This is a genomic window from Roseivirga seohaensis (assembly GCF_001592945.1).
Lineage (GTDB): Bacteria > Bacteroidota > Bacteroidia > Cytophagales > Cyclobacteriaceae > Roseivirga > Roseivirga seohaensis.
Genome location: NZ_LRPB01000048.1, coordinates 280,214 through 306,555, shown reverse-complemented (window position 1 = coordinate 306,555; position 26,342 = coordinate 280,214). Strand labels below are relative to the sequence as shown.

General features: G+C 39.0%; 23 protein-coding genes. 12 read left to right on the top strand and 11 right to left on the bottom strand.

The window, feature by feature from the left end; translation table 11 throughout:
* Window positions 1–25: 25 nt before the first annotated feature.
* Window positions 26–931, bottom strand: coding sequence for a DUF58 domain-containing protein (locus tag AWW67_RS15940; RefSeq protein ID WP_062302947.1), 906 nt, complete (start codon window positions 929–931; stop codon window positions 26–28).
* A 191-nt stretch (window positions 932–1,122) separates the two neighbouring features.
* Here AWW67_RS15940 and AWW67_RS15935 point away from each other — a divergent pair, with 191 nt between their 5' ends.
* From AWW67_RS15935 to cas6, 4 genes are all read left to right on the top strand, one after another.
* A complete protein-coding gene (locus AWW67_RS15935; protein ID WP_053223186.1) occupies window positions 1,123–1,467 on the top strand; it encodes a DUF3276 family protein in 345 nt (114 codons plus the stop codon).
* A gap of 60 nt (window positions 1,468–1,527) precedes the next feature.
* Window positions 1,528–2,613, top strand: a complete 1,086-nt coding sequence (locus AWW67_RS15930; protein ID WP_053223187.1) for an AI-2E family transporter — start codon at window positions 1,528–1,530, stop codon at window positions 2,611–2,613.
* Between the two features lie 9 nt (window positions 2,614–2,622).
* On the top strand, window positions 2,623–3,720 hold the full coding sequence (ychF, locus tag AWW67_RS15925; protein WP_062302946.1) for a redox-regulated ATPase YchF: 1,098 nt from the start codon (window positions 2,623–2,625) through the stop codon (window positions 3,718–3,720).
* Window positions 3,721–3,857: 137 nt separating this feature from the next.
* Complete coding sequence (cas6, locus tag AWW67_RS15920; RefSeq protein WP_053223189.1) at window positions 3,858–4,676, top strand: CRISPR-associated endoribonuclease Cas6; 819 nt, start codon at window positions 3,858–3,860, stop codon at window positions 4,674–4,676.
* Here the strand turns inward: cas6 and AWW67_RS15915 are convergent.
* Window positions 4,673–5,947 (bottom strand): type IX secretion system plug protein, encoded by a 1,275-nt coding sequence (locus AWW67_RS15915; protein WP_176700062.1) that lies wholly within the window; start codon window positions 5,945–5,947, stop codon window positions 4,673–4,675. The genes cas6 and AWW67_RS15915 overlap by 4 nt on opposite strands.
* Before the next feature lie 196 nt (window positions 5,948–6,143).
* Here AWW67_RS15915 and AWW67_RS15910 point away from each other — a divergent pair, with 196 nt between their 5' ends.
* From AWW67_RS15910 to AWW67_RS15895, 4 genes are read left to right on the top strand one after another with little or no spacing between them, the layout of a single operon-like run.
* Window positions 6,144–6,713, top strand: a complete 570-nt coding sequence (locus AWW67_RS15910) for an RNA polymerase sigma factor (protein ID WP_053223191.1) — start codon at window positions 6,144–6,146, stop codon at window positions 6,711–6,713.
* On the top strand, window positions 6,700–8,037 hold the full coding sequence (locus AWW67_RS15905; RefSeq protein ID WP_062302943.1) for an outer membrane protein: 1,338 nt from the start codon (window positions 6,700–6,702) through the stop codon (window positions 8,035–8,037). The genes AWW67_RS15910 and AWW67_RS15905 overlap by 14 nt, the downstream gene beginning before the upstream one ends.
* Before the next feature lie 7 nt (window positions 8,038–8,044).
* Window positions 8,045–8,452 (top strand): hypothetical protein, encoded by a 408-nt coding sequence (locus AWW67_RS15900; RefSeq protein ID WP_062302941.1) that lies wholly within the window; start codon window positions 8,045–8,047, stop codon window positions 8,450–8,452.
* Between the two features lie 9 nt (window positions 8,453–8,461).
* Entirely contained in the window at window positions 8,462–8,851 is a 390-nt protein-coding gene (locus AWW67_RS15895) for a hypothetical protein (RefSeq protein ID WP_062302940.1), read from the top strand.
* Here AWW67_RS15895 and AWW67_RS15890 read toward each other — a convergent pair.
* Complete coding sequence (locus AWW67_RS15890; RefSeq protein ID WP_062302939.1) at window positions 8,848–10,764, bottom strand: ABC-F family ATP-binding cassette domain-containing protein; 1,917 nt, start codon at window positions 10,762–10,764, stop codon at window positions 8,848–8,850. The genes AWW67_RS15895 and AWW67_RS15890 overlap by 4 nt on opposite strands.
* Window positions 10,765–10,888: 124 nt before the next feature.
* Here AWW67_RS15890 and AWW67_RS15885 point away from each other — a divergent pair, with 124 nt between their 5' ends.
* From AWW67_RS15885 to AWW67_RS15875, 3 genes are all read left to right on the top strand, one after another.
* Window positions 10,889–12,040: a PQQ-dependent sugar dehydrogenase gene (locus AWW67_RS15885; RefSeq protein ID WP_311316227.1), complete on the top strand. Its 1,152-nt coding sequence runs from the start codon at window positions 10,889–10,891 to the stop codon at window positions 12,038–12,040.
* Window positions 12,041–12,072: 32 nt separating this feature from the next.
* A complete protein-coding gene (locus tag AWW67_RS15880; protein WP_062302937.1) occupies window positions 12,073–13,077 on the top strand; it encodes an ABC transporter ATP-binding protein in 1,005 nt (334 codons plus the stop codon).
* 141 nt (window positions 13,078–13,218) lie between these two features.
* Window positions 13,219–15,222, top strand: coding sequence for an OmpA family protein (locus AWW67_RS15875; RefSeq protein WP_053223197.1), 2,004 nt, complete (start codon window positions 13,219–13,221; stop codon window positions 15,220–15,222).
* 81 nt (window positions 15,223–15,303) lie between these two features.
* On the opposite strand, the gene AWW67_RS15870 is transcribed toward AWW67_RS15875, so the two are convergent.
* From AWW67_RS15870 to AWW67_RS15850, 5 genes are all read right to left on the bottom strand, one after another.
* Window positions 15,304–16,212, bottom strand: a complete 909-nt coding sequence (locus AWW67_RS15870) for a dimethylarginine dimethylaminohydrolase family protein (RefSeq protein ID WP_053223198.1) — start codon at window positions 16,210–16,212, stop codon at window positions 15,304–15,306.
* Between the two features lie 104 nt (window positions 16,213–16,316).
* The gene (locus tag AWW67_RS15865) at window positions 16,317–17,528 is read right to left on the bottom strand and encodes a TCR/Tet family MFS transporter (protein ID WP_062302936.1); all 1,212 of its coding nucleotides are present in this window, start codon (window positions 17,526–17,528) and stop codon (window positions 16,317–16,319) included.
* Between the two features lie 54 nt (window positions 17,529–17,582).
* Window positions 17,583–18,599 (bottom strand): UDP-N-acetylmuramate dehydrogenase, encoded by a 1,017-nt coding sequence (gene murB, locus AWW67_RS15860; RefSeq protein WP_062302934.1) that lies wholly within the window; start codon window positions 18,597–18,599, stop codon window positions 17,583–17,585.
* Window positions 18,596–19,051, bottom strand: coding sequence for a DinB family protein (locus tag AWW67_RS15855; RefSeq protein WP_062302933.1), 456 nt, complete (start codon window positions 19,049–19,051; stop codon window positions 18,596–18,598). Before AWW67_RS15855 ends, murB begins: the two co-directional genes overlap by 4 nt.
* Window positions 19,048–20,763 (bottom strand): phospho-sugar mutase, encoded by a 1,716-nt coding sequence (locus AWW67_RS15850; RefSeq protein WP_062302931.1) that lies wholly within the window; start codon window positions 20,761–20,763, stop codon window positions 19,048–19,050. Before AWW67_RS15850 ends, AWW67_RS15855 begins: the two co-directional genes overlap by 4 nt.
* 170 nt (window positions 20,764–20,933) lie before the next feature.
* Between AWW67_RS15850 and AWW67_RS15845 the strand changes: the two genes are divergently transcribed.
* Complete coding sequence (locus AWW67_RS15845) at window positions 20,934–21,356, top strand: hypothetical protein (RefSeq protein WP_053223203.1); 423 nt, start codon at window positions 20,934–20,936, stop codon at window positions 21,354–21,356.
* Window positions 21,357–21,424: 68 nt separating this feature from the next.
* Here AWW67_RS15845 and serA read toward each other — a convergent pair whose 3' ends face one another.
* From serA to AWW67_RS15830, 3 genes are read right to left on the bottom strand one after another with little or no spacing between them, the layout of a single operon-like run.
* A complete protein-coding gene (gene serA, locus AWW67_RS15840; protein WP_062302930.1) occupies window positions 21,425–23,329 on the bottom strand; it encodes a phosphoglycerate dehydrogenase in 1,905 nt (634 codons plus the stop codon).
* Window position 23,330: 1 nt separating this feature from the next.
* Complete coding sequence (locus AWW67_RS15835; RefSeq protein ID WP_062302929.1) at window positions 23,331–23,687, bottom strand: hypothetical protein; 357 nt, start codon at window positions 23,685–23,687, stop codon at window positions 23,331–23,333.
* Complete coding sequence (locus AWW67_RS15830; protein WP_062302927.1) at window positions 23,687–26,113, bottom strand: penicillin acylase family protein; 2,427 nt, start codon at window positions 26,111–26,113, stop codon at window positions 23,687–23,689. Before AWW67_RS15830 ends, AWW67_RS15835 begins: the two co-directional genes overlap by 1 nt.
* Between the last annotated feature and the right edge of the window lie 229 nt (window positions 26,114–26,342).

The following is a 26,342-nucleotide window of genomic DNA, read 5'->3' as shown; positions in this document are numbered from 1 at the left end:
TTTTGTGTGCTTTGTTTTTTGAACGCTAAGCCATTTTTCTTCTTTTGATCAAATATGAATTTAAAATCTGATCGAAACCCAAGTTAATGTCCGCTTCAATCAAGTCGATTTTCAGTTTTGCGCACTTCAAGTAGAGTTCTTTGTAATAGCTGTCCATTTGAATTTTGAAGTCCTTTTTAATGGCGGCTGGGTTGAGTTTTATTCTTTCTTTGGTTTCTGAATCTATAAACTCATAAGGGCGATCTTCAAAATCAAAGTCGAATTCTGTTTTATGATCTGTAACATGAAAGAGCAGAACTTCGTGTTTTTTGTGCTTTAAATGCTGAAGCGCTGCTAATATTTCTGCCTCATTATTTTCATTGTCGAACATATCACTGAAAATAACGATCAGCGATCTTCTATGTACTTTTTCCGCTAACTGGTGGAGAATGGTAGCGACATTGGTTCGTTTTTCGATTTTCTGCTTTTCAAGCAAACTATTAAACTGAATGAACAATTTATGAATATGCGAAGCAGACGATTTTACTGGGGTTTCTAGTTCTAATTTGTCACTGAATGTATGCAAGCCAACAGCATCTCGTTGTTTGTGTAGCAAGTAAGTAAGGGCCGCGCCAGCCAACACACTAAATCGCATTTTTCCATAATTGTGCTCAGGGTAATACATGGAAGACGACTGGTCTATTACGATTTGGCATCTAAGGTTGGTTTCTTCTTCGTATCGTTTTGTGTACAAACGGTCGTTTTTGGCGAAAATCTTCCAATCTACATGGCGCGTACTTTCCCCTGTATTGTAAAGCCTATGTTCTGCAAATTCTACCGAAAAACCATGGTATGGCGATTTGTGAAGTCCCGTAATAAAGCCCTCAACCATCTGTTTGGCAAGGAGTTCAATGTTTGTGAATTGTTTTACGTCATCTAGAGAAAACTTCATAAGCAAAATTGAATTAAGGTCTAAAATACGCCTTTATGCGAATCTTTATGCCAAATAGAGTACTGTTTTCTATATATTAAGTTTACGGAATTATACATTCGGCTATTGCAATAGTAATTATTATTGGCTTATATTGGATAAGTTTTTAGCGTTATATCTACGTGGTAATTTACCAAACTAAATGTTGAATAGTGGAAGAGAACAAGGATAGTGACAAGAATGAGATTTTTTCGAAGAGGGTAAGGGCAGGTAAGAGAACCTATTTTTTTGATGTAAAGTCAACACGCTCAAACGACTATTACCTTACCATTACGGAAAGCAAGAGGAAGTATAAGGACGATGGTTTTACTTATGAAAAGCATAAGATTTTCCTTTACAAAGAAGATTTTAATAAATTCATGGAGGCATTTGGGTCTGCTGTGGATCATGTGAAAACCGAGCTCATGCCCGAATTTGACTTTGATCAGTTTGATAACGAAGAAGATGAAGCATTGGTCGAGTCTTCTTCTGAGGGATCGGATTTGAAGTGGGATTAAGAAAATTTTAAATAAGAAGACTTAAGAGTTCTTGATTTCTCAGGAGCTCTTTTTTTTGATATGAAAAGAACAGCCATATATATCGCTCTGATTATAGCAGCCTTGCTTCTGTTCATATATTTTTTCACCAGCATTTTTACTTACCTGGTATTGTCGTTGGTGTTGGCTTCCATTTTAAGGCCTTTGGTTGAAAAAATTAGCGGTGCTAGATTTTTCAACCTCAAAGTACCAAGATGGCTAGCTATTCTGATGGCTTTTGGCGCTATGATTTTGGTGCTTACCTTATTCGTTATATTGTTCATTCCACTAATTGATGATCAAATATCCTTACTTTCTACATTAGATATCGATTCTGTTACCGAGAGCATTCTTGAGCCGATTCGGTCGTTCGAAGAGTTTTTGCTTGAAAAAAGGTTGTCGAATGAATCGCCAGGTTTTTTGGTGGAGGGCTTGCGCGATACCATTACTGAAGCTATAAGTAAGATTCAGGTACAGAGTATTCTCAATATTATTTTGTCGTTTTTGAGTAGCTTTTTTGTAGGCTTGCTAGCACTAAGTTTTATCACTTTCCTTTTGCTTTACGAAAAGGGGCTTTTAAGGAATAGCATTATTGTAGCCATACCAAATAAGTATTTTGAAGTTTCTATTGCAGCCTTAGATAAAATTGAAAAACTACTCTCAAACTATCTTCTTGGCCTGTCTTTCCAAGTAATTGTCATTTTTACTATGGCTTCTATTGGGCTTACAATTATGGGCATTAAATACTCTCTTACTATTGCTCTCTTTGCAGCTTTGGCTAACCTTATCCCTTATGCAGGGCCGCTATTGGGTTCGGCATTTGGTATTATCGTAGGGCTTTCTACCTCACCCGACTTAGTTACTTCAAATGATTATATGTTCTTAATTATAAAAGTTGTTTCGGTGTTTTCTGTAATTCAGCTTACAGATAATATTCTACTTCAGCCATTGATTTTCTCCAAATCTGTTAAAGTACATCCGTTAGAAATATTTGTTATTATCTTTGCGGGCGCTTCTATAGCGGGCATCTCCGGAATGATCGCTGCTATTCCTGCATATACTATTATCAGGGTGTCGGTAGTCGAACTTAGAAGGGGATATAAACAGTACAGTATTTTCAGATCATAGCAAATTACCATGGGACTTCAGTGTGGGATTGTAGGATTGCCAAATGTGGGCAAATCCACCCTTTTTAATGCATTATCCAGTGCCAAAGCAGAGGCAGCAAATTTTCCTTTTTGTACTATTGAACCCAATGTAGGGGTGGTTACCGTGCCAGACCCGAGGTTGAAGGTGTTAGAAAAATTGGTAAATCCACAACGAGTGTTGCCTACGGTAATTGAGTTTGTAGATATTGCTGGCTTGGTAAAGGGGGCTTCAAAAGGTGAAGGTTTAGGAAATAAATTCTTGGCCAATATTAGAGAAGTAGATGCTATTCTTCACGTAGTGCGTTGCTTTGAAGACGATAACGTAGTGCATGTGGCCGGTTCAGTAGACCCTATGTTCGACAAGGAAGTAATTGATACAGAATTACAACTGAAAGACCTTGAGTCGATTGAGAAGAAAATTCTTAAGAATTCGAAAATCGCGAAATCAGGAGATGCGGTAGCCAAAAGAGAACTCGCAATTTTAGAGAAATTTAAAGCAGCACTAGAGGCCGGTAAAAACGCTAGGGCTGTAGAAGCTAGTAAAGAAGATTTAGCCGCAGTAAGTGATTTGAAATTACTTACCATTAAGCCAGTAATTTATGTAGCCAATGTGGAGGAAGCGTCAGTTAACTCTGGTAATAAATTTGTTGATGCGCTTCGCGAAGGAGTGAAGGAAGAAAACGCTGAGGTGATTATTGTTTCTGCTGCTATTGAAGCTCAAATTGCTGAACTGGAAGAAGAAGATGAAAAACAGATGTTCCTTGAGGAATATGGATTGACAGAATCTGGATTAAGCCAGTTGATTCGTGCGTCATATTCAATTTTAGAGCTAATTACTTACTTTACAGCAGGTGTTAAAGAGGTGAGGGCATGGACCATCAAAAAAGGCTGGACAGCACCGCAAGCTGCAGGTGTAATTCATACCGATTTTGAAAAAGGCTTTATTAAAGCTGAGGTAATTAAGATTGCTGACTATGAGCAGTATAAAACCGAGGTGGCTATAAAAGAAGCTGGTAAAATGTCTATCGAAGGCAAAGAATACATTGTTAAAGATGGTGATGTGATGCACTTTAGATTCAATGTTTAATTGTGCAGCTATAAAACAATTCAATAAAAATTTCGCTTGTCATTGAACAAACTTTGACGACATTAAGTTATCGCTATACCCAATTGATTTATAGCCGTATAAGTCATTGGGTGTTTTTTAATTAAAGTTGAGTTGTTGTGAGAGTAAGGATTATTTTTAAGCTTAAGAATAGAGGGGCAGTTCTTCCATTTCATCACCAATACATTCTAGCTCAGTTTATAAAGGGCGTGATTGTGAATGGTGGATCGAAGGAATTTATTGATTATCCATATTACAGTTTTTCGGGGTTGAAGGGCCAAACTAAGGTAAGTAGAACAGGTTTGCATTATTTTTCAAATTTGGTAACACTTGTTTTGTCGTCACCTAATAAGGAATTTATCGATTATGTGCTCACCGAAATTTTTAAGTTCGACCAGTTTGAATTGGGTAATCTTCAATTGATTCCCCAGAACACGGAGTTGGAGAAACTTCCGGAGTTTACTTCAGAGATGAAGTATATATGTATATCCCCAATTATTCCTGTTACTGCCACTTACAATGGTCCTGAAGGAAAGCGTTTTATTGAACCCGAGAAGGACGAGTTCTCTGACTTTCTATTTGACTCTACGGTACAAAGAATGGAAGAGTCGGGCCAATATAATATTGAGCAAATTGAGGGCTTTAATAAATTTCAGGCTGTTCCGGATAAAGAATACTTGAACAAACTAAGGGAGAAGGACAAGAAGTTTGCTCGAATTTACTCTTTATTCGATATGGATGTAAAGTACGAAGTAAGAGGATATACGCTGCCTTTTAAATTATATGCAGCTAAGGAAGTGCAAGAATTTATATTCAATTGCGGAATAGGAAATTATACTTACAAGGGTTTTGGAATGGTTGACTTGGCCAATGCAAATCCGATTGATAGATCAACACAGTATACCTTTTCAAAGAATATTTCTGCCAAGCAGGATTAGCGTCTGCCGTTGTAATCAATTCTAGAATATCCGACTAAAATATCTCCACGTCCACCAATGGGTTTGAAGTAAACATAAATCTCGTAGAGATTTTCGGTTTCAAAAAAGCTTTGTTCAAATTCATTTGGCGCTGTTGGGTCTGCGCTCCAATAGGAGTAGTCATACCAGCCTTGTTTCAGAAGGTATTCTGTTTCGTAAACTTCTTTTTGGGTATTCCATTTTAGTTTCGATTGACGATCTCTTTTCCAATTGTTAAAGGCACCAAGCAAGTAAATATCTGTAAGCCGTTTTTCGGTTTTCAAACTGAAGGTGGTAGCTATATACTCCGAAGTTATTGCAAAAGTACCACCTCCTTCTAAATCACGAATATAGTATTGACCATTAAGATCCAGATTCTGGAAATAACCATCTTTCCTCATCTCATCTATTCCCAATTGAGCAAATGGTTTATTGTTTTCAAAACCTGCATCTATCACATTTCTACCCTTAAAGTTTACCGTACTTAGGTCAAAATACCTAAACTCATTTCCTCCGGGAAAATCATTTTCGCTACCTAAGTTTTGATAACGGATTACCTTGCTGTTTTCATCAATAAAAGTGGGGTTAAGCTTCAATTGCATATCTGGCCTTTGATTTTGCCTAACAATCACTTTGAAATCTTCTCTTGGGTCAATGCTGTTAAGGTTGCCATAGTTTATGGTCACTTCTATGCGCTGATGGGTTAATCTATCGCCTACCGAACTAGAGCGAGATATATTTCCACCCACACCCACTTCATTTTGATAGACTCTAAATCGTTTGCTTAAAATGATGTCTTCTTTATTTCTGTCTCTGTAAACAACGGCTATATAATTACCGGTAGACTGAAATTGAGGCAATCGATATTTATAATGGACATAATTGATTTTGGATTCGCTACTAAACTCGAAATCTTCAACTTCAAATTCATTGAAGTTATTCAGATACATATTTGGTCTTAAATCAGAGGGCGTCCAATCGGAATTGCAATGAATAAATTGCACAAAGTAATAATCGGCATCATCTCTTAGGTCATCAAATTCAAGTAAGAGTTTTGTGGTTTGATCTAGTTCAGCAATGGCAGGAGCAAGGCTGCTTTGAATGGAGCTGCCTTCAGGATACATCCGGACAGTTTTAATTGTGCTTTCGTACGTTTCGTCCTCAAATCTCAACTCCTTCTTTGCCTGAAAACCCATTAAGGGTTGCAGAAGGAGAACAGATGATGCTAAAACTAAGATTGATTTTAATTTCAAAGTGATGCTTTTGATGCAAATTAACATATCATTTGCTTTCAACATAAATTATTAATTGAACTAGAGTTTCTGTCTATTTTGGTGCGAAGATTGTGCCGTTCTTAATTTTTAAGCTTTAACCACATAACGTTTACAACCCTAACTTTGTGTTTGGTGTCTAACAAATCGGAAGAAGGAAACCGGTACTTCTGCATAAATGAACCTAGACGAAAATCTAATTGAACGTAGCATAAAAGGGGATCATAAGGCTCAGCGAGAGCTCTATGACCGGTATGCGCAAAAACTAATGCCCATGGCAATGCGCTATGCCAAGTCTCAAGAAGATGCAGAGGATATTTTGCAAGATGCATTCATTAAGATTTTCAACAGTTTAGATTCTTTTAGAAAGGAAGCACAATTTCTTACATGGTTAAAAAGGATTGTAATCAATACGGCCATAAATCATAACCGAAAGAAAATGTATCAGCAACCCATGCTAGATATAGAGAAAGTGGCTCTTATGCATGTTGAGTCTGATTTGACACTCTCTAACATGCATTTTACAGAAATTCTAGCCATGATGCAGAAGTTGCCGGTGGGGTCAAGAACCATCTTTAACCTGTTTGCAATTGAAGGATATGGGCATAAGGAAATTGCAGAAATGTTGGAGATAAGTGAAGGCACATCTAAGTCACAATACTCTAGAGCACGAGTGCTCTTAAGATCAATGATTGATGATGCCAATAAAGTTGTTCAAACTAATTATTTGTCAGATGAGCGATTTTGAGAACGGGTTAAAGGAAATGTTTGAAGGGGCCGAGTTTAAGCCCTCTGATCGCGTTTGGGCTGGTGTTGAAGCTGGTTTAAAAGCTAAAAAGAAGAAAGGAGTGTTCTTCTATTGGCAAACTTATGGTATAGCGGCTGGTATAGCTTTGATTTTAAGTTTTGGCTTTCTTTTTTCTGATCGCTTTAAGGGAAATGAACAAAGTCTAACGAAGGAAAGTAAAGCTGAGGTACAGAGTAAATCATCTGAAAGTGATACAGATAAACAAAACACAAAGGATCAAGATGGTATTTTAGTACCTATTGATAAACCTTCAACAAATGACCAGTTGGATGAGGAAGTAAGTACTAGGCTTCAAGCTTCAAATTCAAGCCATAATTCTGAGCTATACCCTAGCTCAAAACCCTTTCAGAAAGAAGAAAATACGGTATTGGCGTTGGTTGAATCTTCTAAATTTAAAAGAAATAGTGAGCAGCTAGATTATGCTCAACTGAGAGCCCCGCAGCGCAGTATTCATATATTAAAGGGCTTATGGGACATGAAGCATATGGTAGCTTCATTGGATTTGAAAGATTATAAAACTGAAGGTTTCATGGAAAATGAACCGAAAGCTTTAGCCTTAACTGGAGGTTTGAGTGGAGGAAGCTTTAACCCAAATCCTTCACGTAATTCATTAGATATGTTTTCAAGGACTGATTCTCCTACTGGTACTAACGATGTGGCTTTATCTTCGGTAAGTAATGGTAGCGATAAACAATTAGGCTCATTGGGTTTTGGCGCGGGCTTAGGCTTTGAACTAACAGATAGATGGGGCTTGAATTTAGGGGCTCGGTATTCTGAGTATCGTTTTGCCAATCAATCAAATGCTTACTCTGTTGAAAATGGCGTTTCTTACCCTATTTATATTCCCGCAGGCTATGCAGGCGAAGTGTATTTTACGGGTAATTATGATATAACCAATACCATTAAGAGTATCTCTATTCCGGTTCAAGCATCATTTAAGTTATTAGAATTAGGTAAATTCAATATGCAAATGAAGGCAGGGCTTAGTGCAGATTATTTCCTGAGTTATCAAATAAAAGGTGAATTAGAGTCGCTTGAGGTTCGTAAAGTGAATTTTTCAAATGATGGTTTGTTTGACCGTTTTAATGTGGCTGGCTTAAGTGCTTTGGCATTAAATTACAAGTTGAGCGAAGAATGGGGCATTTCTGCCGAAGGCTATTACAGGAAATTTTTAAACTCTACCAATCAAGAAACTTCATCTCCATCTAGTCCATCTGTGGTGGGCGTAGGCTTTAGCTTAAATTATTTCTTAAATCGTAAATAGAATTAATATGAAAAAGTTAGTGATTGCTTTTGGCATTGCTCTAGGGGCGTACGTACTAATAAGTTGCTCTAAAATCGATGAATTTGGTTTAGATAAGAATACAACCTTGGAGGAAGCCTTAGTTAGGTTAGGAGACATTCAAAGTGATATTGAAGGTATGGTGGCAGATAAGTCATGCAATGGTGGAGGTGACTGCAAAGTATTAGCTTATGGAAAAAAAGCTTGCGGTGGCCCTTCAACTTATGTGATTTATAGCAGCAATGTTGATGAGGCTCTTTTAGAGAAGAAAAGTAATGAATACACTGCATTGCAAGATGAAGTAAATCGTAGGTTTGGCTTGATAAGTGATTGTAGCATAATGGCTGTTCCAGAAGTAACTTGTGTGGATGGTAAATGTGTAATAGTTGAACTTTAGTTTCAGGTTATGATGATCGATAAGAGAATTTTAGTGGCTTTTTTAATCTTGATTTCCACCATGGTTTTTTCCTGCGATGAGGAGTACGAGGTGTTTGAAGGCGGTGAATTCTCTCTAAGGTTAAATCAGCCTAAAAGATTAATTGATGGCTCGGTGCTTGAATTGGTGGGGGTTGAAGATTCACGTTGCCCAGAAAATACAAATTGTATATGGGAAGGCAGATCGGCCGTGAAAATAAAGTGGACGAGAAACGAAATTTATGATATTGATTTGAATGATGTTGAATACATCCATGTGCAAGTGGAAGAGTACTTGGTCACCTTAGTTGAGGTAAATCCATACCCTACCACTGGCCTAAATGATGAAAAGGTGGTGAAGATTAAAATAGAATTAAATTAATTCACCTCAATCGCATCAATCATTTCGGCAATTTCTTCCCAACTGCTCTGAGCCGTTTCTAGTTTTTTAGTCAACTCATCGTATTCCGATTGCTTTTCTTGCAGCTTATTAAAATCTCCAAAAACCTCTGGTTTAGCCATCTCAGCTTCTAAAGCTCCTTTTTTCGATTCTAACTTTTCTATCTCGTTTTCTACATTCCCAAGCTGGTTTTGAAGCTTCTTCAACTCCTGTAGATTTGGATCTTTTGACGGTCTTTGTTGCTGAGTAGGCTTTTCTTTTTGCACTTTAACTTCAGCAACTTTCGGCTTTTGTTCTGCTTCCTTTTTCTGTTGCCAGTACACATATTCATCATAGGTACCTGGGTATTCCTTGATTTGATGGTCTTCGATGTACCAAATCTTATTCGCGATTTGCGAAATAAAGTGCCTGTCGTGAGATACGATTAGGAAAGTGCCCTCATACTGCTGTAAGGCTTGAATGAGGATGTTAACAGATAGAAAATCCAGATGGTTAGTAGGCTCATCCATCATCAGGAAGTTGGCCTCTGAAATCAAAGTTTTAGCCAAAGCCACTCTTGATTTTTCGCCCCCAGAGAGTACTTTAATTTTCTTAAAAACATCGTCATTCGAGAATAAAAAGCAACCAAGAATCGCCCTTAACTCCATTTCCGATTTTTCACTACCTGCCTGAGAAAGCTCCTGAAGAATTTCGTTATTAACGTTTAAGGCTTCTAACTGATGCTGCGCATAAAATGTAGTCAAAACATTAAAACCTTCCTTTCTCTCGCCAGTCACTTTTTCTGTTCCAGCAATCACACGGAGCAAAGTTGATTTACCTTTTCCGTTGGCGCCAATCAATGCAATTTTATCGCCTCGCTCAATTTTGGCGGTGGTATTTTTTAGAATGGTTAAGTCGCCATAGGATTTCGAAATATTATCCAATTCAATGATAGATCGCCCAGACTTTTGTTTGAAACCGAACTTGAAATTCATCACCATTGAATCATCAACAATGTCTTCAATCTTATCCATTCGCTCCAAAGATTTCACCCTAGATTGAACCTGACGAGCCTTTGTGGCTTTAGATCGAAAACGCTCAATAAACTGTTCGGTTTGCTTAATTTGCTGTTGCTGGTTTTCAAATGCATTCTTTTGAATTTCTTCACGCATTTGTTTTTCCTTCATGTAAAAGGAATAATTACCGCTATACTGCGTCAGTTTTTGGTTAGCAACTTCTACAATTGAAGTAGCAACATTGTCGATAAAGGAACGGTCGTGAGAAACTACTATTACCGCTCCTTCATAAGTTTTTAAATAGTTTTCTATCCATTGAATGGAAGGTAAATCCAAGTGGTTAGTAGGCTCATCGAGCATTAATAACGAAGGCTTTTCAAGGAGTAACTTGGCCAGCATTACCCTCATTCTCCATCCTCCCGAAAATTCTTTCAACGGACGGTTTAAGTCTTCTGTTCTGAAACCAATTCCTTCCAGAATTGCCTCGGCATCCGACTGCATAGAATAGCCACCAAGCGTTTCGAATTGGTCTTGGGCTTTGGCCAAATCATCTACCAACTGATCGTGATAGTTGGTTTCCATTTCCTTTAAAATACGCTCTATGGTAGCTTGAAGCTCATTCGCTTTGCCAAAGGCTTGCATGGCTACGGCTAAAATACTTTCTTCAGACTGATAAGAGAGAAGGTCTTGATTTAAGAACCCAATGCTGCAATCTTTACTTTTACTTACATCGCCAGAAGTAGGAGGGAACTCCCCATCGATAATTCTCAATAGTGTTGACTTACCCTTTCCGTTAAGGCCTATCAAACCGATTTTATCCTTCGGCTTAATATGAAGTGAGGCGTTTTCGTAAAGGGCTCGTCCTCCAATAAGGTACGATAAGTTGTTGATTGCAATCATGCCGCAAAATTAGTGTTTGTAAAGCCAATTCAAACGTTTATAAAAGTATTATTGGTATATATCCATTTGTCAAATCTTTTTTAACTCTTAGCGGTTAATAGTCTACCTTTCGCGACTAAATTAAATGGATATGATAAAGGGTATTTCAAGAATATTTTCAATTGGTTTGCTCACGCTAATGGGCGCTAACGTCAATGTTTGGGCGCAAAGCGAAATTGATTTGTCGAAAATCAAACTCCCTGAAGGGTTTAAGATTTCTATTTATGCAGAAGGGATTACAGACGCACGCTCATTGAGCAGTACTCCTGATGGGAAAACCGTGTTTGTTGGAAACAGAAGAAGAAAGAATGTGTATGCGCTTACCGATACTGATGGAGACATGGTAGCTGATAAGACGTACAAATGGGCATCAAAAACAGGTAAGGATTGGAATATGCCCAACGGTGTGGCCTATCATAACGGAGATTTATATGTGGCCGAAGTCAACAGAATCCTCCGTTTTCCTGATATCATGAATAATTTGGATGACCCAAAGCAAGAGGTGATTTTCGAAGATTACCCAACAGATGCTCATCATGGGTGGAAGTTTATTGCTTTTGGTCCTGATGGCAAGCTTTACGTTCCAGTAGGAGCGCCTTGCAATGTTTGCGAGAGCGATAAGGAAGTTTATGCATCGATTACCAGAATGAATCCTGATGGTTCGAACATGGAAATATATGCTACTGGGGTAAGAAATAGTGTAGGATTTGCTTGGGATCCAAAGACTCAAAAAATGTGGTTTACCGATAACGGAAGAGACATGATGGGGGATGATATTCCAGCTTGTGAACTTAATTTTGCTCCAGAAAAAGGGATGAATTTTGGGTTTCCTTATTGGCACCAAGGCGATATTCCAGACCCAGACTTTGGCGATAAATTTCCAAGAACGAATTTCACAGAGCCAAAATATAAGTTTGAACCGCATTCTGCTCCATTAGGCCTAAGGTTTTATCAAGGAGATATGTTTCCAGCCAAGTATAAAAACAATATTATTGTTGCTCAACATGGTTCATGGAATCGCTCGCTAGATGCAGGTCATATTGGTTACCAGTTGCGCTTTGTTCAGGTAGAAGGAGATAAGGTAATTAGTAGTGAAATTTTCGCTTCTGGCTGGTTAGATCAAAAAACCAATAAGGGTTGGGGAAAACCTGTAGATATTTTAGAAATGCCTGATGGCTCTATTCTAGTTTCTGATGATGTTGCTGGTGTGATTTATCGTATTTCTTATGAAAAATAACCTGTTGGAAACCAAAGGTAAATAAGAAGCTATTGAAATTTCTTAAAGTAAATAAAGTATCAAAAACCTATTCGGGTAGTGAAAAGTCTGCGGTTTCCGATATGGCTTTTTCAATGCAGAAGGGCGAAATCATTTCCTTTGTAGGTGCCAGTGGTTCAGGTAAATCTACCTTATTGAAAATGATAGGCGGATTGATTTCCCCAGAAAACGGAACCATCTGTTTTCAAGGAAAGGAATTGGATAAGCCAGAAGATAAGCTTATTCCTGGCCAAGAAGGAGTAAAAATGGTGTTCCAAGATTTGCGATTAATGCCAAATCGAACCGTGGAGGAAAATATTAAATATCCACTCTTATTATTTGATAAAGACTATCAAAATGATCGAGTGGAAGAACTCTTAGAGATTTGTCATCTTCAAGAATTTAGAAAAAGATTACCGCGAGAACTCTCTGGTGGCCAGCAGCAGCGTTTGGCTTTGGCTAAAACACTTGCCGAAGAACCTGAGCTTCTTTTAATGGATGAGCCATTTAGCAATCTAGATCCTATTGTTAAGAGTAAACTTATTGTTGAAGTGAGTGAAATTATCCGAAATCAACAATTGAGCTTGATTATGGTAACGCATGATACTCAAGATGCACTAATGCTTTCAGATAAGATTGGCTTTATGTCTGACGGTAAATTGCTACAGTATGATTCTCCATTGAATATTTACAACAAGCCAAAAAGCGTTGAAATTGCAGCGTTTTTCGGAAGCGTCAATATTTTTAGTAAAGCTGAGTTTTCAAGTGTTTTCCATAAAAAAATGAACATTAAAAAGGGGCAGCAAATTGTTGTTCGTTCAGAAAGTTTTGAAACGGAATTCCAAGCTGGTGCTTTAAAGCTTGAAGGGGTGGTTTCAGCTACTTTTTTTAAGGGAAATGGGTATTTGATTAAGTTGAAGGTAGGTAATCATTTGGTGGATGTGTTTGCTAAAAATCAATTGAAAATTGGAGATAAGCTACCCTTTTATGTCGATGGTCACAATATCTTAGTCATTTAGAGTTATCTTGTTCTTTTTTAATATAGAAAATTCTTCATAACTTCGTCACGATGGTTTTACCAGCCATTGCCTCAATCCAATCACCATTCTTCCGACTGACTTTGCTTTTTCTAGTACACAACTAACTATAGACTTTAGATTATGAAGAGTGCCATAATTTTTTCATTCCTGTTATTGTGCCTGACTACTGTGAGTCAAGCACAAAACCTCAATAAAGCCTATGCGGCTATGGAAGAGGGCGATTGGGAAGTAGCATTGGGAATGCTAGAACCTATCATTAAAAAGAGCCCGAAGAACAATGAAGCGAAATTTTTGGCAGCTATATGCCATACTGAAAGATATAGGCTAGAAGAAGCCATTGGTCTCTTCAATGAGTCTACGGCCTTTGCTCAGGATTCGCCTTATTTTTGGGTAAAGTTTGCTAAAGCTTACTTGTTGAATGAACAAGTAGATGAAGCCGAACAAACCATTCAAAGAGTTAGAATGCAGGATTTGGATGATTTTTTAAGGCCAGACTACCTGTTGGTGAGTAGTAATATCAAAAATGCGAAAAAGTATTTACCCAACCCTCGAGACATTATTATTAAGAACCTTGGGCCGAATATCAATACGGACGGAAATGAATATAGTCAGGTAGTAACTGGCGATCAAAGAGGTATTTATTTCACAGCAAGAAGAAAGGGTACTGCTAAAGTAGCTGATGACGGAGAGGCCTATGAGCAAGTACTTACTGCCGACATGAATGATATTGATGAGTGGGATAAAGACAATCCATTGGAAGGATTTGCCAGCACAACGGCTAACGAAGCGCCAATTCAACTTTTTAATAATGACAGCACCCTAATCACTTTCTACGATGAAGATTTATTCATCTCGCAAAAGAAAAAGGATGGCACTTGGAGTAAAAGAGAGCCTTTGCCTATTAACTCAAAACGATGGGATTCACACGCTTTCATTTATAATAATGGTAATTCAATGATTTATGCATCAGATATTAATCATGAGGTTGAAAACCTTGATTTATACATTATGCATAAAGATGAAAAAGGAAAATGGGGCAAACCTGCACCAATTACTGAATTGAATACACCTTTAAATGATGATGCTCCTTTTGTAGCTGAAGATGGTACATTCTATTTTTCTTCAAGAGGACATGATTCAATGGGAGGGTATGATATTTTTTCAACCAAATACGATAGCGCTACCGGTAAATTTAACACGCCTGAAAATATGGGTGCTCCAATAAACTTGCCCAATGACGACACCTTCTTTACAATGTATGGCGGTTTTGCATATCTATCTTCTAGCCGCCCTGAAGGCTATGGACAAGTAGATATTTACCGTATTCTTATGTTCAATCAATCTCAGATTCAAGGTAAATTTTTAGAATGCGATGGGGTAACACCTGTGGCCAATGCTACAATTACTGTAGAAGGCGAAGATGGGCCGATTTCAACAACTACAGATGAATACGGAGTTTATAAAATGGTGATGCCTATCGAAAGGTCTTTCGATTTAAGAGCGGTGCTGAATGGAGAAACAATTTATGAGAAGAAACACACCATTCGTGTGCTTTTCAGAGATCAATTTGATGTAGACCAAAATTTCTATGTAGGTTGTGAAAAGAATGATGAAACCATTTATGTGAAAATGATTAACGGTTTCGATCTTGACCCTACCAACTTGCCTGTTGACCCGCCATCGATTGAAGGCATAAAACCTAAAGTGACAGAAGAAGTAGTAGAGGAAGTAGCGCCTCCAGCAGAAGAGCCTAAAGAAATTATTGCTGCGGCACCAGTCGAAAAGAAAATTAAGCTTCCGAATGTATTCTTCGATTTCGATAAGCATAACATCAAATCAGAATTCTTCCAACGCTTAAATGAGGCTGCGGCACTTTTGGTAGAAAACAGAGACTTGAGAGTGATGGTTGCTGGCCATACTGATGAATACGGAACGAACCCGTATAACGTAGCGCTTGGTATCAGACGATACACCGAGGTATATAATTACTTGATAAGTAAAGGAGTAAATCCAAGTCAGCTAGAAGTGAAAACCTTTAGTGAAGACACACCTATTGCAACAAACTATACAATAGAAGGTAGGGCCTTTAACCGTAGGGTGGAGCTATCATTCATTGAAAAATAACATACATATATTGGGTTACTACAACTAAAAGAGGCGATCAATTTGATCGCCTCTTTTCATTTATGGAAATAAACTCGAATCTTAGGAACGTCTCAGTGGCATGGTAGAACACCTGAGCAAACCGCTAAGTTTTGAGTTCTCAGTATAGTCTACTTCATGCACTGTGTAACCTCGCTCTTTTAAAGCAGCAATCAGCGCCTTGAATGATCTTTCTACTACGATATCTTTTGGTGAAAGCGAGAAAATATTAGGAAACATTCTATTCATCTGAGCCTGATCTACCTTAATCATATCCTCTTCTTTAAAAAGGTCATAGATAATTTGTGGGTACTCAGCAAAGCCATTTTCATAGATGATGGCCTCTTTAGTTCCGATGGGTTGAAAGGTACAATCCAAGTGGAGAATGTTCTTCTTCCGATCTTCGGAAACCACTAAAGGAATAGCGTGTACTTGTTTATGAGGGAAAGAGGCTTTAACGAATTCATAACCTTCCCAATTGGTGCGAGCACTAATTCCTACAAAAATATGATCGTTCCATAGAATGACATCACCTCCTTCAACATTGGCGTTTTTTGGCGGGTGAATAATATTTTGTGGATCTATTTTATTGGTGATATGCCTTACCCCAGGAAGTTCCAATTGCCGAACTTCTTCTTGCATACTGGCTACCACATACGTGTTGTCTATTACAAACCCAATATCACGTGTGAAAACTTGCTCTAGGCCTTCGATGTTTTTTGGGCGATACACCTCCACTCCGAAAGCTTTAAGCACTTTTTCAAAAGTTGAAATTTCATGTTGAATATCCTCTTCCGTTGGGTATGTTCCTTCTTCCTTATGGTGTTTACTGGTTGGGTTTATTTCTGATTCTTCTCCTAAATCAGTGCCAATGCCTAAAACCACGGCTTCAAGCCTGTCGGTTTCATTTTTAACATTTAACTTAAGGTATTTGCTTTCTGTTTCTGAAGTAGTGAACTCAACTTCACTCATAAATCTGCCTTTTGGTTATAAAATTCTAAGATCGGAATTAATGATTTAATGCCCTAGGTATAACCAAGGAATAGCAGTATTGGTTATGAATTTTAAAGGTAAACCTAACTCAAGTTAGTTTTGCGTAGGGTTCGGTAAGCAAAAATTACACTCAGAAATGTAAGAATTGCACCAAGCAAAAAGGCGGCTCCCGCAAAATAGAAGTTGCCTTCGGTAGTGAAGTAAGCAAAAATACCTGTCATTAAAGGTGGGCCTATAATTGAGGTAACACTAATTAAGCTGGTTAAACCGCCTTGTAATTCACCTTGCTCATTGGCAGGTACTTGTGACGACATAATGGCTTGAAGTGTTGGCCCAGCCAAACCGCCCAAAGCATAGGGAATCATAAAGGCATACATCATCCATGATTTATTAGCGAATGCGAAGAGTAATAAACCCAAAGCATAAAAGGTAATGCCAATATAGACAGCGCGTTTCTGTCCTAACTTAGGTACAGCCACGCGAATAAGCAGTCCTTGTACTAAGGCTACCATCAGTCCTACAAATGCCAAAGAGTATCCGATTTGGGCTTCTGACCATTGAAATTCTTCAATCACAAAAAACGACCAGTTGCTTTGCACGGCATGGGCGGCAATGTAGATCAATACCAAAGACAATACTAAACCCATGATGACGGGATATTTCTTTAGTTGTGCTAATGAACCAATTGGGTTAGCCCGTTTCCACGAAAAAGGTCTTCTATTTTCAGGAGTTAACGATTCTGGAAGGATGAAATAGCCATACAGCCAATTGAGAAGTGCTAAGCAACCTGCTACGAAAAAAGGTACCCTTGGTCCAATTTCGCCAAGTAAACCTCCGGTCAGCGGGCCAATGATAAAGCCAACGCCAAAGGCTGCTCCAATCATACCGAAATTTTGAGCACGTTTTTCTGGTGGACTTACATCGACAATATAGGCCATGGCCGTTGTAATGCTTGCTCCGCCAATTCCAGCTACAATTCTAGCCAGAAAAAGCCAAGTCAAAGTCGGTGATAAGGCCGCAATAAAATAGTCGATGCCTAATGCAAATAATGAGATAAGAAGAATCGGGCGTCTGCCATACTTGTCGCTTAAACCTCCTAAAATAGGCGAAAAGATAAACTGCATTGAAGCATAAGACAGAGCGAGCAAGCCGCCAATTTTGGCTGTTTCGCTGATGGACTCACCTCCCAGCTCTAAAATAAGCGTAGGCACTACGGGCAGTACAATTCCAATTCCAATAATGTCAATCAGAATGGTTGCCAAAATAAACGGCATGGCGGGTGTACGTTTCGACATCTTGGATAAATTTGAGGGGTCGAATTTATGGAATTGAAACCAGTTGAAGAAGGATTAAATGATATTCACTTCAGGGGTGATTTCGATTCCAAATTTAGAAGCAACAGAAGCCTTTATTTCCAAAGCTAGTTTCTTGATGTCTTCTCCTTTTCCATTGCCGTAATTTACCAAAACGAGGGGGTGATTTTTGTGTACACCAATTTCACCAAAGGTTTTTCCTTTCCATCCTGCTTGTTCAATGAGCCAAGCTGCTGGAATTTTTACTTTTTGTTCAGGTAGTTTGTACCCCGGAATACTTGGGAATTCAGCCCTAAGGCCTTCATAGTCAATATTGTCGATGGTAGGGTTTTTAAAGAAGCTGCCAGAATTACCAATTTCTACAGGGTCGGGAAGCTTACTTTGCCTGATTTTGATAACTGCATCGCTAATGGCTTTAATACTCAAATCGGTTACTCCCATTTCGTCTAAAGTAGCCTGAATAGCACCGTAGGAAGTGTTAAAGGTTGGGGTTTTATCTAACCTAAATACTACGGAAGTAATGATGTATTTTCCTTTCAAGGAAGTTTTGAAAACGCTTTCGCGATAACCAAACTCACATTCCTCGGCTGTAAATTCTTGGTATTTTCCTGATGCTATTTCAACCGCTTCTAATGAGTGGAAAACATCTTTAATTTCTACTCCGTACGCGCCAATGTTCTGCATAGGTGCCGCACCCACTGTTCCAGGAATAAGAGAAAGGTTTTCTAAGCCAGCCCAGCCATTTTCAATACAATGCAAAACAAATTGATGCCAATTTTCACCTGCCATGGCTTTGATCCAAACATGGTTTCTGTCTTCATCAATAAGGTCTATTCCTTGAAGTTCGTTTTTAAGAACAACGCCTTCAAAATCTTTTGTGAGTAGAATATTGCTACCGCCCCCTAAAACCATTAATGGTTCGTCAGACTCAATCATTTTGAGTGCTTCTAGCAACTCGTTTACCGTAGTGAATGCAATAAAATGGGCAGCTTTGGCCTCTAATCCAAAGGTATTGAAGGGTTTGAGGGAAACGTTCTGTTCTAGTTTAATCATTTATCTAGAATCCTGCGATGGTAATTAATTTGTCCTAAATGGTAGTTTAGATGGCCTTGAAGGTGAATAAGAAAGAACAGCGTGCTCATTTCTTTATTATTAAAAACTCGCAGCGGGTAGGGGTAATTCAATACCGATTCTGGCAAACGTTGAAGCGTGTCGCGCACTGCTGTTTTAGTTTCTTGAATTGAGCCAAGCAGTTCCGCGCGGCTTATGTTTTTCGCTGCAAACTCAAAATCTCTATTCCGTTCGTATCCCGTTTTTCCCAGAACGGTTCCTATAAAGTGCTGCAAATTTCCACAAAGATGAAGCGTTAGGTTTCCGGCTGTATTTGTGATTTCGCCCTCTGTAATCCAAAGGTTTTCTTCCTTTGAGTAAGCTTCTACTTCGTTTGAAAGGCGGTCTAAATCACGGTTGATTAATTCTGAAATGGATTGGGCTGCAATGCTCATAGGTTTAAATCTTTTTTGATGGTTTCAATTCGGGATTCTAGAAACTGCTTTGTTTCGTAAAAGTCAACAGCAGATTTGAGCGCAGCGTTCACGCTGATATAAAATTTAATTTTTGGTTCGGTACCAGAAGGTCTAGCCGATATTTTAGTGCCATCTTCTAAATAGAATTGTAGTACATTTGATTTTGGCTGATCAATCGCTTTTTCCGAGCCTGAAATCATGTCTTTTTCTACCAAGCTCTGGTAGTCCATGGTTTTAATTACTTTGCTTCCTGCTATTGTGGTTGGTGTTTTTTCGCGCATATCCACCATCATTTGTTTGATTTCATCAGCGCCTTTCATGCCTTTTTTGGTCATTGAAACTAGCGTTTCTAAGTAGAATCCGTTTTCAATATACACCTGTTTTAGAAGGTCGAAAACAGACATGCCTTGATCTTTGGCCCAAGCACACATTTCGGCAAGCATGGCACAAGAAGCAACAGCGTCTTTATCGCGTACAAAATCGCTAATCATGTAGCCATAGCTTTCTTCGCCTCCGCCAATGAATTCCTTTTTACCTTCTTCTTGTCTTATAAGTGCGGCAATGTATTTAAAGCCTGTGAGCGTTTCAGGGCAGTCTACCTCAAATTTTTCTGCAATTCGGGTAAGCAAATCAGTGGTTACAATGGTTTTAATAATCATCTGCTTGCCATTGAGTTTGCCATTCTCTTTCCACTTTCTAAGTAAGTAGTAAATCAGAAGACTAGCAGCTTGATTTCCGTTCAGTAATTCAAACTCACCCTCATCATTTTTAGCAGCCATTCCTACACGATCGGCATCGGGGTCGGTGGCCATTACAAGGTCGGCATCTAACTCTTTGGCTTTAGTCAGTGCCAAAGTCATTGCTTCTTTTTCCTCAGGATTTGGGTAAACTACAGTAGGGAAATCGCCATTGGGTTCGGCCTGTTCTTCTACCACGAATACGTTTTCAAAACCTTTTCGCTTTAGTATTCCGGGCACCAAAGTAATGCCAGTTCCATGAATGGGGGAGAATACAATTTTAAGGTCTTTCTGGTTTTTGATGGCTTCTGGAGCCAAGGTTAACTTCTCAATGGCATTCAGATACTTCTCATCTATTTCGTGCCCAAGTAATTCAATTTTACTGTCGTCTTTTTCAAACTTAATCGCTTCAATTCCGGCTATGGCTTGTACTTCGGCTATGATATTTTTATCGTGAGGGGCAATTACTTGCGCACCATCGTCCCAGTAGGCTTTGTAGCCATTGTATTCTCTTGGGTTATGCGAAGCTGTGAGCACCACGCCACTTTTACAACCTAATTCTCTAATGGCAAATGAAAGCTCAGGCGTTGGGCGAAGGCTTTCGAAAAGGTAAACGTGGATGCCATTGGCTGAGAAAACCGCAGCGGTAGTTTCTGCAAAGAATCGGCTGTTATTACGGCTATCATGTGCTATGGCTACTTTTATAGCTTCATTCGGAAAGGCTTTAACTAAGTAATTGGCCAAGCCTTGAGTAGCCATTCCAATGGTGTATTTGTTGATTCTGTTAGAACCAACTCCCATAATCCCCCTTAAACCTCCAGTGCCAAATTCTAGATCTTTATAAAAAGCTTCGTTCAATTCTTCAGCAGAAAGCGAACGAATGGCCGCTTTGCTGGCCTCGTCAATGCTACTATTTAACCAAGTATTTACCTTGTCTTGAATGTTGGTTGTCATAATTAATTAAGGTGAGATGTAATAGTATGGTACTAAGAAATACGTTGGGTAAAGTTAGGTTTTCTACTTGCTTTTAAAAAGGAAATTGACCTCTAGTAAACCTTTTTCTGTTATGCCTTGCATGTTTTAATTGAACTTGCATTCTTTGTGCTACGCCTAGTATTTAGAATATGAATGTAGAGAAACTGAATGATGATTTTGCTGCCATTGCAGAGAAAATCAATGAGTTGGACGACATGGATTATAGTGATGAACGCTACGATGACTTGGAGGAAGAGCTCCACGATCTAGAAGATGCGTTTATCGAAGAGTTCGGTTCTGAACTTGAAGAAGCCATTGCTTTAGTGCACGATGAATTTTGCCCTGATAATGATGTGCTTCTGCCTATCGCCTATTTTGCCAAAAATTATATTCGTTTGCAACGAGATAAAGATGGTAAGTACGGATATGATGTTGAATTTGGTGAAGGAGTGCCTGTAGAGGTAGACGATTTTCCTAACCAAGAAGTGAAGTTGGTATTAGTGCCAGGCCCAACCCGTTTGTTGGTAACGGTTGGTGAAAATGCTAAACAAGAAGCTTGGAGAGCTAAGTAATTAGTCTCTTTTAAATAGAACCAAAAAAGTCTGGCTTGCCAGACTTTTTTGGTTTGTAGTTCATCCGTTTAATAGAGCATTCTGAATTTTATGGTGTGCTCAATCTTTTTCATGGCTTTGCTGAGTTCTTTGCCATACTGCTTATTAATGTCAGTAATCACATAACCGATGGACTCATTGGTTTTTAGATATTGCCCAACAATGTTGGCTTCAAATTCGGCTAAAGTATTGTTGATTTTAGCTAAAACCCCCGGTCGGTTTTTATGGATATGAATAAGTCTATGCGCATCTTTCAGTGGAGGCAAGGTGATATTCGGGAAGTTGACACTGTTTTCTGTATTTCCAGTATTGATGTAGTCCATGATTTTACGCGGCACAAAATCAGCAATGTTCTCTTGAGCTTCCAAAGTGCTTCCGCCAATATGTGGGGTAAGAATGGTGTTGGGTAAACCCATGAGTTCCGAAGTAAAAGGATCGTTGTTGCTTTTAGGTTCTTCTGGAAAAACGTCAACTCCTGCGCCAATTACTTTGCCACTCAAAATGGCTTCTTTTAAAGCGAGAATGTCAACTACTGGGCCACGGGCCAAGTTCAAGAAAATAACGCCATCCTTCATCATCTGAAAATGCTCTCTTAGAAAGAAGTTTCCATTTTCTGGTCGGCCATCTATGTGTAAAGAAACCACATCTGCAATAGATAGTAATTCTTCTATGGTATCACACTTTGTGGCGTTCCCTAGCGCTAGTTTTTCAACCAAATCGTAGTAATAAACATCCATACCAAGGTTTTCGGCCAAAACAGAAAGTTGTGCGCCAATACTTCCGTAACCAATAATACCCAATTTCTTTCCTCGAATTTCGAAGCTATTTTTAGCTGTTTTAGCCCAAATGCCTTGGTGCATATCTCTGTTCTTGTCAGAAATGCCACGCATCAGGCTAATCATTTCGGCTATGGCCAATTCTACTACCGAGCGTGTATTGCTAAAAGGCGCATTAAAAACAGGGATTCCAGCTTCTAGCGCTGCCCCAGTGTCAATTTGGTTGGTGCCAATACAAAAAGCACCCATGGCCATCAGCTTATCAGCTTCGCTAATTACTTTGGCTGTTACTTGTGTTTTCGACCTCAGCCCTAAAACGTGAATGCCTTTAATTTTCTCGCAAAGCTCATCTTCGTCTAAACCTGCAGGATAACTTTCAACACTAAAGCCTTCTTCTTTTAATTTGGCCAGCGCATTGGGATGAACGCTTTCTAGCAAAAGCATTTTGATTCGGTTTTTGGGGTAGGATAGGGCTCCGCTCATTTTCTTGTGGTATAAAATTTCGTCAAAACTTGGGGCAATGTGATCGGCATGTTTCTTTACGGGTTCGCGTTCTACATTTTCGGTATAAGCATAAAAGTTATTGGCCATTCCGGCTTGGCGCACCTCGTAATCGGTGTAACCATCGCCAATCATATTGATTTGACCCTTTAATTTTAACGCTTCAATCTGCTTTACTTTTCCTCCATTTATGGAAAGAACATTGTTGCGGTTAAGGTCGATAATGTTGCCATCTTCATCAAAAACCATATCGTTGGCAAAAACATGATCGGCTTTAATGCCAAACTTGGTGACTACAGGTACAATAAACTCTTTGAAGCCATTCGAAATAATAAAAGTGTTTTCAGGGTGCTCATTAAAGAAAACACTATTTCTTTCAATGGACTTTGATACTAGCTTCGATAAGCGGGAGATTAACTCAGGAAGGTGTGCTTTATTGCCATTCAACAACTGAATACGAGCAATAAGTGATTCACGTAGCGACATTTCTCCAGCCATCCCTAAGTCGGTAATGTCTTTAATTTTCTGAAGTCGAGCGTTCTTTTCGGGATGGTTAGAAAGTGAAATTTCCCCTAAAATGTCAAGTGCTTCTACTTGAGTGAAAGTACTATCAAAATCAATTACAAAATACTGTTTTTCTTCCTCTTCAATTTTCATCCTACTTTTTCCCTGCGATTAATTGCTTGCATTGGTTACCAAAAACACCGGCCACTCCAGCAGCAATTCCCCCAATAATTCCAGTAATCAGAAATAGCAAAAAGGTATTTCCTTCTAATGGTAATAGTACCGCTATTTTCTTGGTCATGGTGAAATCGTTGGGTTGCGCCAGAAACCATGCGTTTACGATCCAAAGTAAGGCGATTGCCAAGAAGGGAACAAAGAAAGAAGAGGCCTTTTTTAGTCCTACAACGGCTCCCATAATAAAGCCAGCAATCATCACTGACCACCAAGGAAGGAACAGACCTAAAATAAAGGCAATAAGAACAGTTAGAATAATATTGATGAACGTTTTCATTACTTGGCTGGGCTTAGGTTTTGAGAAAAAATGATATGGTCTGAAGCTTGGTCAGCGGACTTCATAAAGAAGAGTGGAATATATTCTCCAGCTGCCCAGCGATCAATCATATTGTCATAGAATTTGCTACCAGGGTTTCCTGATTGGCCTCCAGGGTAAATTCCCAAAGCATTGGGCTCGTTGCCTAATTCAACAATCATTCTCCACGAAGGACCATGATTTTCACTCGTGGCATTTACAATGCCTGAATTTCCTCCAATAGGTAAATTGAAACGCGAGAATGCAGGTAACGCTTGTAGCAAATGCCCAACAAAAGTGCCTTTGTAATCCACCCATTTTAAGGACTTCCCTGTTCTAGATTGCCAAACGGTCAGGTCTTGCACGGCATCTCTAAACGATTGAAAATAAAGTTCTTTAGCGGTTTCTATTTCTGGCGTTTCCTTCCTATCGAACCAAGGGTGGTTCGGCTGATTTTTTAGTAACCATATGGTTTGGTAATCGCTTGGGCGATTGATAGCGACATCGAGGTTGTACAGTTCGTCCCAAGTCATTCGGTACAAGTTATCCCACCACTTTTCCCAAATCGAAGCGCCCTCGGCATCAATGTTATTGTTGAAGTCCCAATCTTCTATTGTAGAGAGCATCTGTTCTTCATGGGCAGTAAGCGAACTTCTGTCCATACTGTCGAGCATGGTAGGAATTAACTCTGCTGCCTTTAGGTTAAAGTTATCGGCTTGTAAATCTTTAAAATCTTGAATGTTGAATTTCTCCTTACTTCTGAAAAAGTTATTGATTACGCGGTTACGATAGGTTTCATAACCGTCATCATATACATAATAAGGATACTTTTCATCGGTGGGGTGTTGGTTGGCAGAACTCACAAAACCTCTTTCAGGATTTTTTACATAAGCATTTTGGTTTTGAGGAATGAATGATTGCCATTCATATCTAGAATCTGACCCATCCATCAGAAACTTACCTTGTTCCGGCCATTTATTGGCCAATTCTCCTTGAATCCAGAGGGCAATATCGCCTTCGCGCGAAGCGAAAACAAAGTTTTGTGCTGGCGCAGTAAAATGCTTTAGTGCTGCCGCATATTCTGCATAGTTTGTGGCCTTATTTAAATCCAGAAAAGTCTGTTGGTTATTGTTAGGCAAATGGCCCGTCCATTTCATGGCGTAGCCTACTTTTTCACCATTTCCTTTAAAAGTATGGTCGTAGGTTACAGGTCCATAATGGGTGTAAGTCACGGTGTCGTATACCGTAGATTTCCCTCTTACTTTGATCTCTTCTATTACCTCAGTAGTGGCTTTCCATTCATTATCATACTTATACGCTTTTCTATTTTCGTCTTGAAATTCGATTTTGTACCAATCTTTTACATCGCGGGTGGCATTGGTTACGCCCCAAGCTATGTTTTGGTTGAAGCCAATAATGATTCCCATTGCCCCAGGAAGTGTAGCGCCAAAGGTGTTTTTCTCAGGAGTGGCCAATTGCATTACATACCAGATCGAAGGCAAGTTGAGTTGTAAATGCGGGTCATTGGCTAAAATTGGATTGCCAGAAACTGATTTGGATGGCGCTATAGCCCAGTTGTTACTTCCGTTGTGCGGATTAGGCTTGTCCATGGTTTCTTTAATGAAATCACTAGGAAAGTCAACGTCTGGCTTTTCTACGGTTTCCAAATCAAAACTACTCCAGTCTCTTTCTTGAGGTATTACAGGGTCTTGGTCAGCATAAAAATTTGGGAAGAGTAAATCGAAAATTTCTTGCCCAAATAGCTTCACGAAATTCGTATTTTCCAAATCTACATCGCGCCCAGCCAACATATCCGTCATGTACATTAGTAGCAGTGCAGTTTTCTTGGTCGTCCAAGGTTCGGGCTGATAATCTAATATTTTGTACTCCACCGGAAGTTCTCCTACACTCAAACTTTCGATGTATGCATTAATTCCATCTCGGTAAGCTTCAAGTAGTTTCACTTCTTCAGGGTGCTTCATCATCTCCTTTAAAGCATTGTCAGCTCCAAAGCCCATTCCTTTTCTGCGTTGGCCTCGGTCGTATTCAATGGCCGCTTCGCCTACTATTTCTGAAAGTCTACCGCCCGAAGCAAAGGTCTGAAATTCAAGTTGCCACAGTCGGTGTTGGGCCGTGATGTAACCTTGAGCTCTGTACAAATCTTCGTCATTTTGAGCGAATACATGAGGAATCAGAGATTCATCATAATGCACGGTTACAGGGCTTTTCAGTCCAGAAATTTCTAAAGTTTCTTTTGCCACATCAGACTCCGTGACTTCGTTTTTCCAGAAACCTTGGTTCGGGCTTAGAAATTTCCCCATCGGGGGGATATCTCCAAACTTGGTGTTTAGTCCGTAAAAAATGCCAAGGGTAAAAAGTAAGCTGACTAAAAACTTGACTGACTTCATAAAGTAGTGAATTGATGTAGACTTTAAATATAGTGGCCTGAACCCGATTAATAAAATAGCCATAAATTAATTATAGCTGAACAACCCTCCAAAAGTTGGTGCTATATTCTTATTGAAAAATAAATGAGTTCATCTGAACTATGAATAAGAACTTTTGGAGGGGATTATCTATTCGGTTCTTGCTGTATTTAAAGTTGAGTTAAGGTTAGTAGTTCATGCTGGATTCAGA

Coding starts and splice junctions, on each gene's coding strand:
- AWW67_RS15940 (WP_062302947.1), bottom strand. CDS start 931: ATGAAGTTTTCTCTAGATGACGTAAAACAATTCACAAACATTGAACTC.
- AWW67_RS15930 (WP_053223187.1), top strand. CDS start 1,528: ATGAAAAGAACAGCCATATATATCGCTCTGATTATAGCAGCCTTGCTT.
- ychF (WP_062302946.1), top strand. CDS start 2,623: ATGGGACTTCAGTGTGGGATTGTAGGATTGCCAAATGTGGGCAAATCC.
- AWW67_RS15910 (WP_053223191.1), top strand. CDS start 6,144: ATGAACCTAGACGAAAATCTAATTGAACGTAGCATAAAAGGGGATCAT.
- AWW67_RS15905 (WP_062302943.1), top strand. CDS start 6,700: ATGAGCGATTTTGAGAACGGGTTAAAGGAAATGTTTGAAGGGGCCGAG.
- AWW67_RS15900 (WP_062302941.1), top strand. CDS start 8,045: ATGAAAAAGTTAGTGATTGCTTTTGGCATTGCTCTAGGGGCGTACGTA.
- AWW67_RS15895 (WP_062302940.1), top strand. CDS start 8,462: ATGATGATCGATAAGAGAATTTTAGTGGCTTTTTTAATCTTGATTTCC.
- AWW67_RS15890 (WP_062302939.1), bottom strand. CDS start 10,764: ATGATTGCAATCAACAACTTATCGTACCTTATTGGAGGACGAGCCCTT.
- AWW67_RS15885 (WP_311316227.1), top strand. CDS start 10,889: ATGGATATGATAAAGGGTATTTCAAGAATATTTTCAATTGGTTTGCTC.
- AWW67_RS15875 (WP_053223197.1), top strand. CDS start 13,219: ATGAAGAGTGCCATAATTTTTTCATTCCTGTTATTGTGCCTGACTACT.
- AWW67_RS15870 (WP_053223198.1), bottom strand. CDS start 16,212: ATGAGTGAAGTTGAGTTCACTACTTCAGAAACAGAAAGCAAATACCTT.
- AWW67_RS15865 (WP_062302936.1), bottom strand. CDS start 17,528: ATGTCGAAACGTACACCCGCCATGCCGTTTATTTTGGCAACCATTCTG.
- murB (WP_062302934.1), bottom strand. CDS start 18,599: ATGATTAAACTAGAACAGAACGTTTCCCTCAAACCCTTCAATACCTTT.
- AWW67_RS15855 (WP_062302933.1), bottom strand. CDS start 19,051: ATGAGCATTGCAGCCCAATCCATTTCAGAATTAATCAACCGTGATTTA.
- AWW67_RS15850 (WP_062302931.1), bottom strand. CDS start 20,763: ATGACAACCAACATTCAAGACAAGGTAAATACTTGGTTAAATAGTAGC.
- AWW67_RS15845 (WP_053223203.1), top strand. CDS start 20,934: ATGAATGTAGAGAAACTGAATGATGATTTTGCTGCCATTGCAGAGAAA.
- serA (WP_062302930.1), bottom strand. CDS start 23,329: ATGAAAATTGAAGAGGAAGAAAAACAGTATTTTGTAATTGATTTTGAT.
- AWW67_RS15835 (WP_062302929.1), bottom strand. CDS start 23,687: ATGAAAACGTTCATCAATATTATTCTAACTGTTCTTATTGCCTTTATT.
- AWW67_RS15830 (WP_062302927.1), bottom strand. CDS start 26,113: ATGAAGTCAGTCAAGTTTTTAGTCAGCTTACTTTTTACCCTTGGCATT.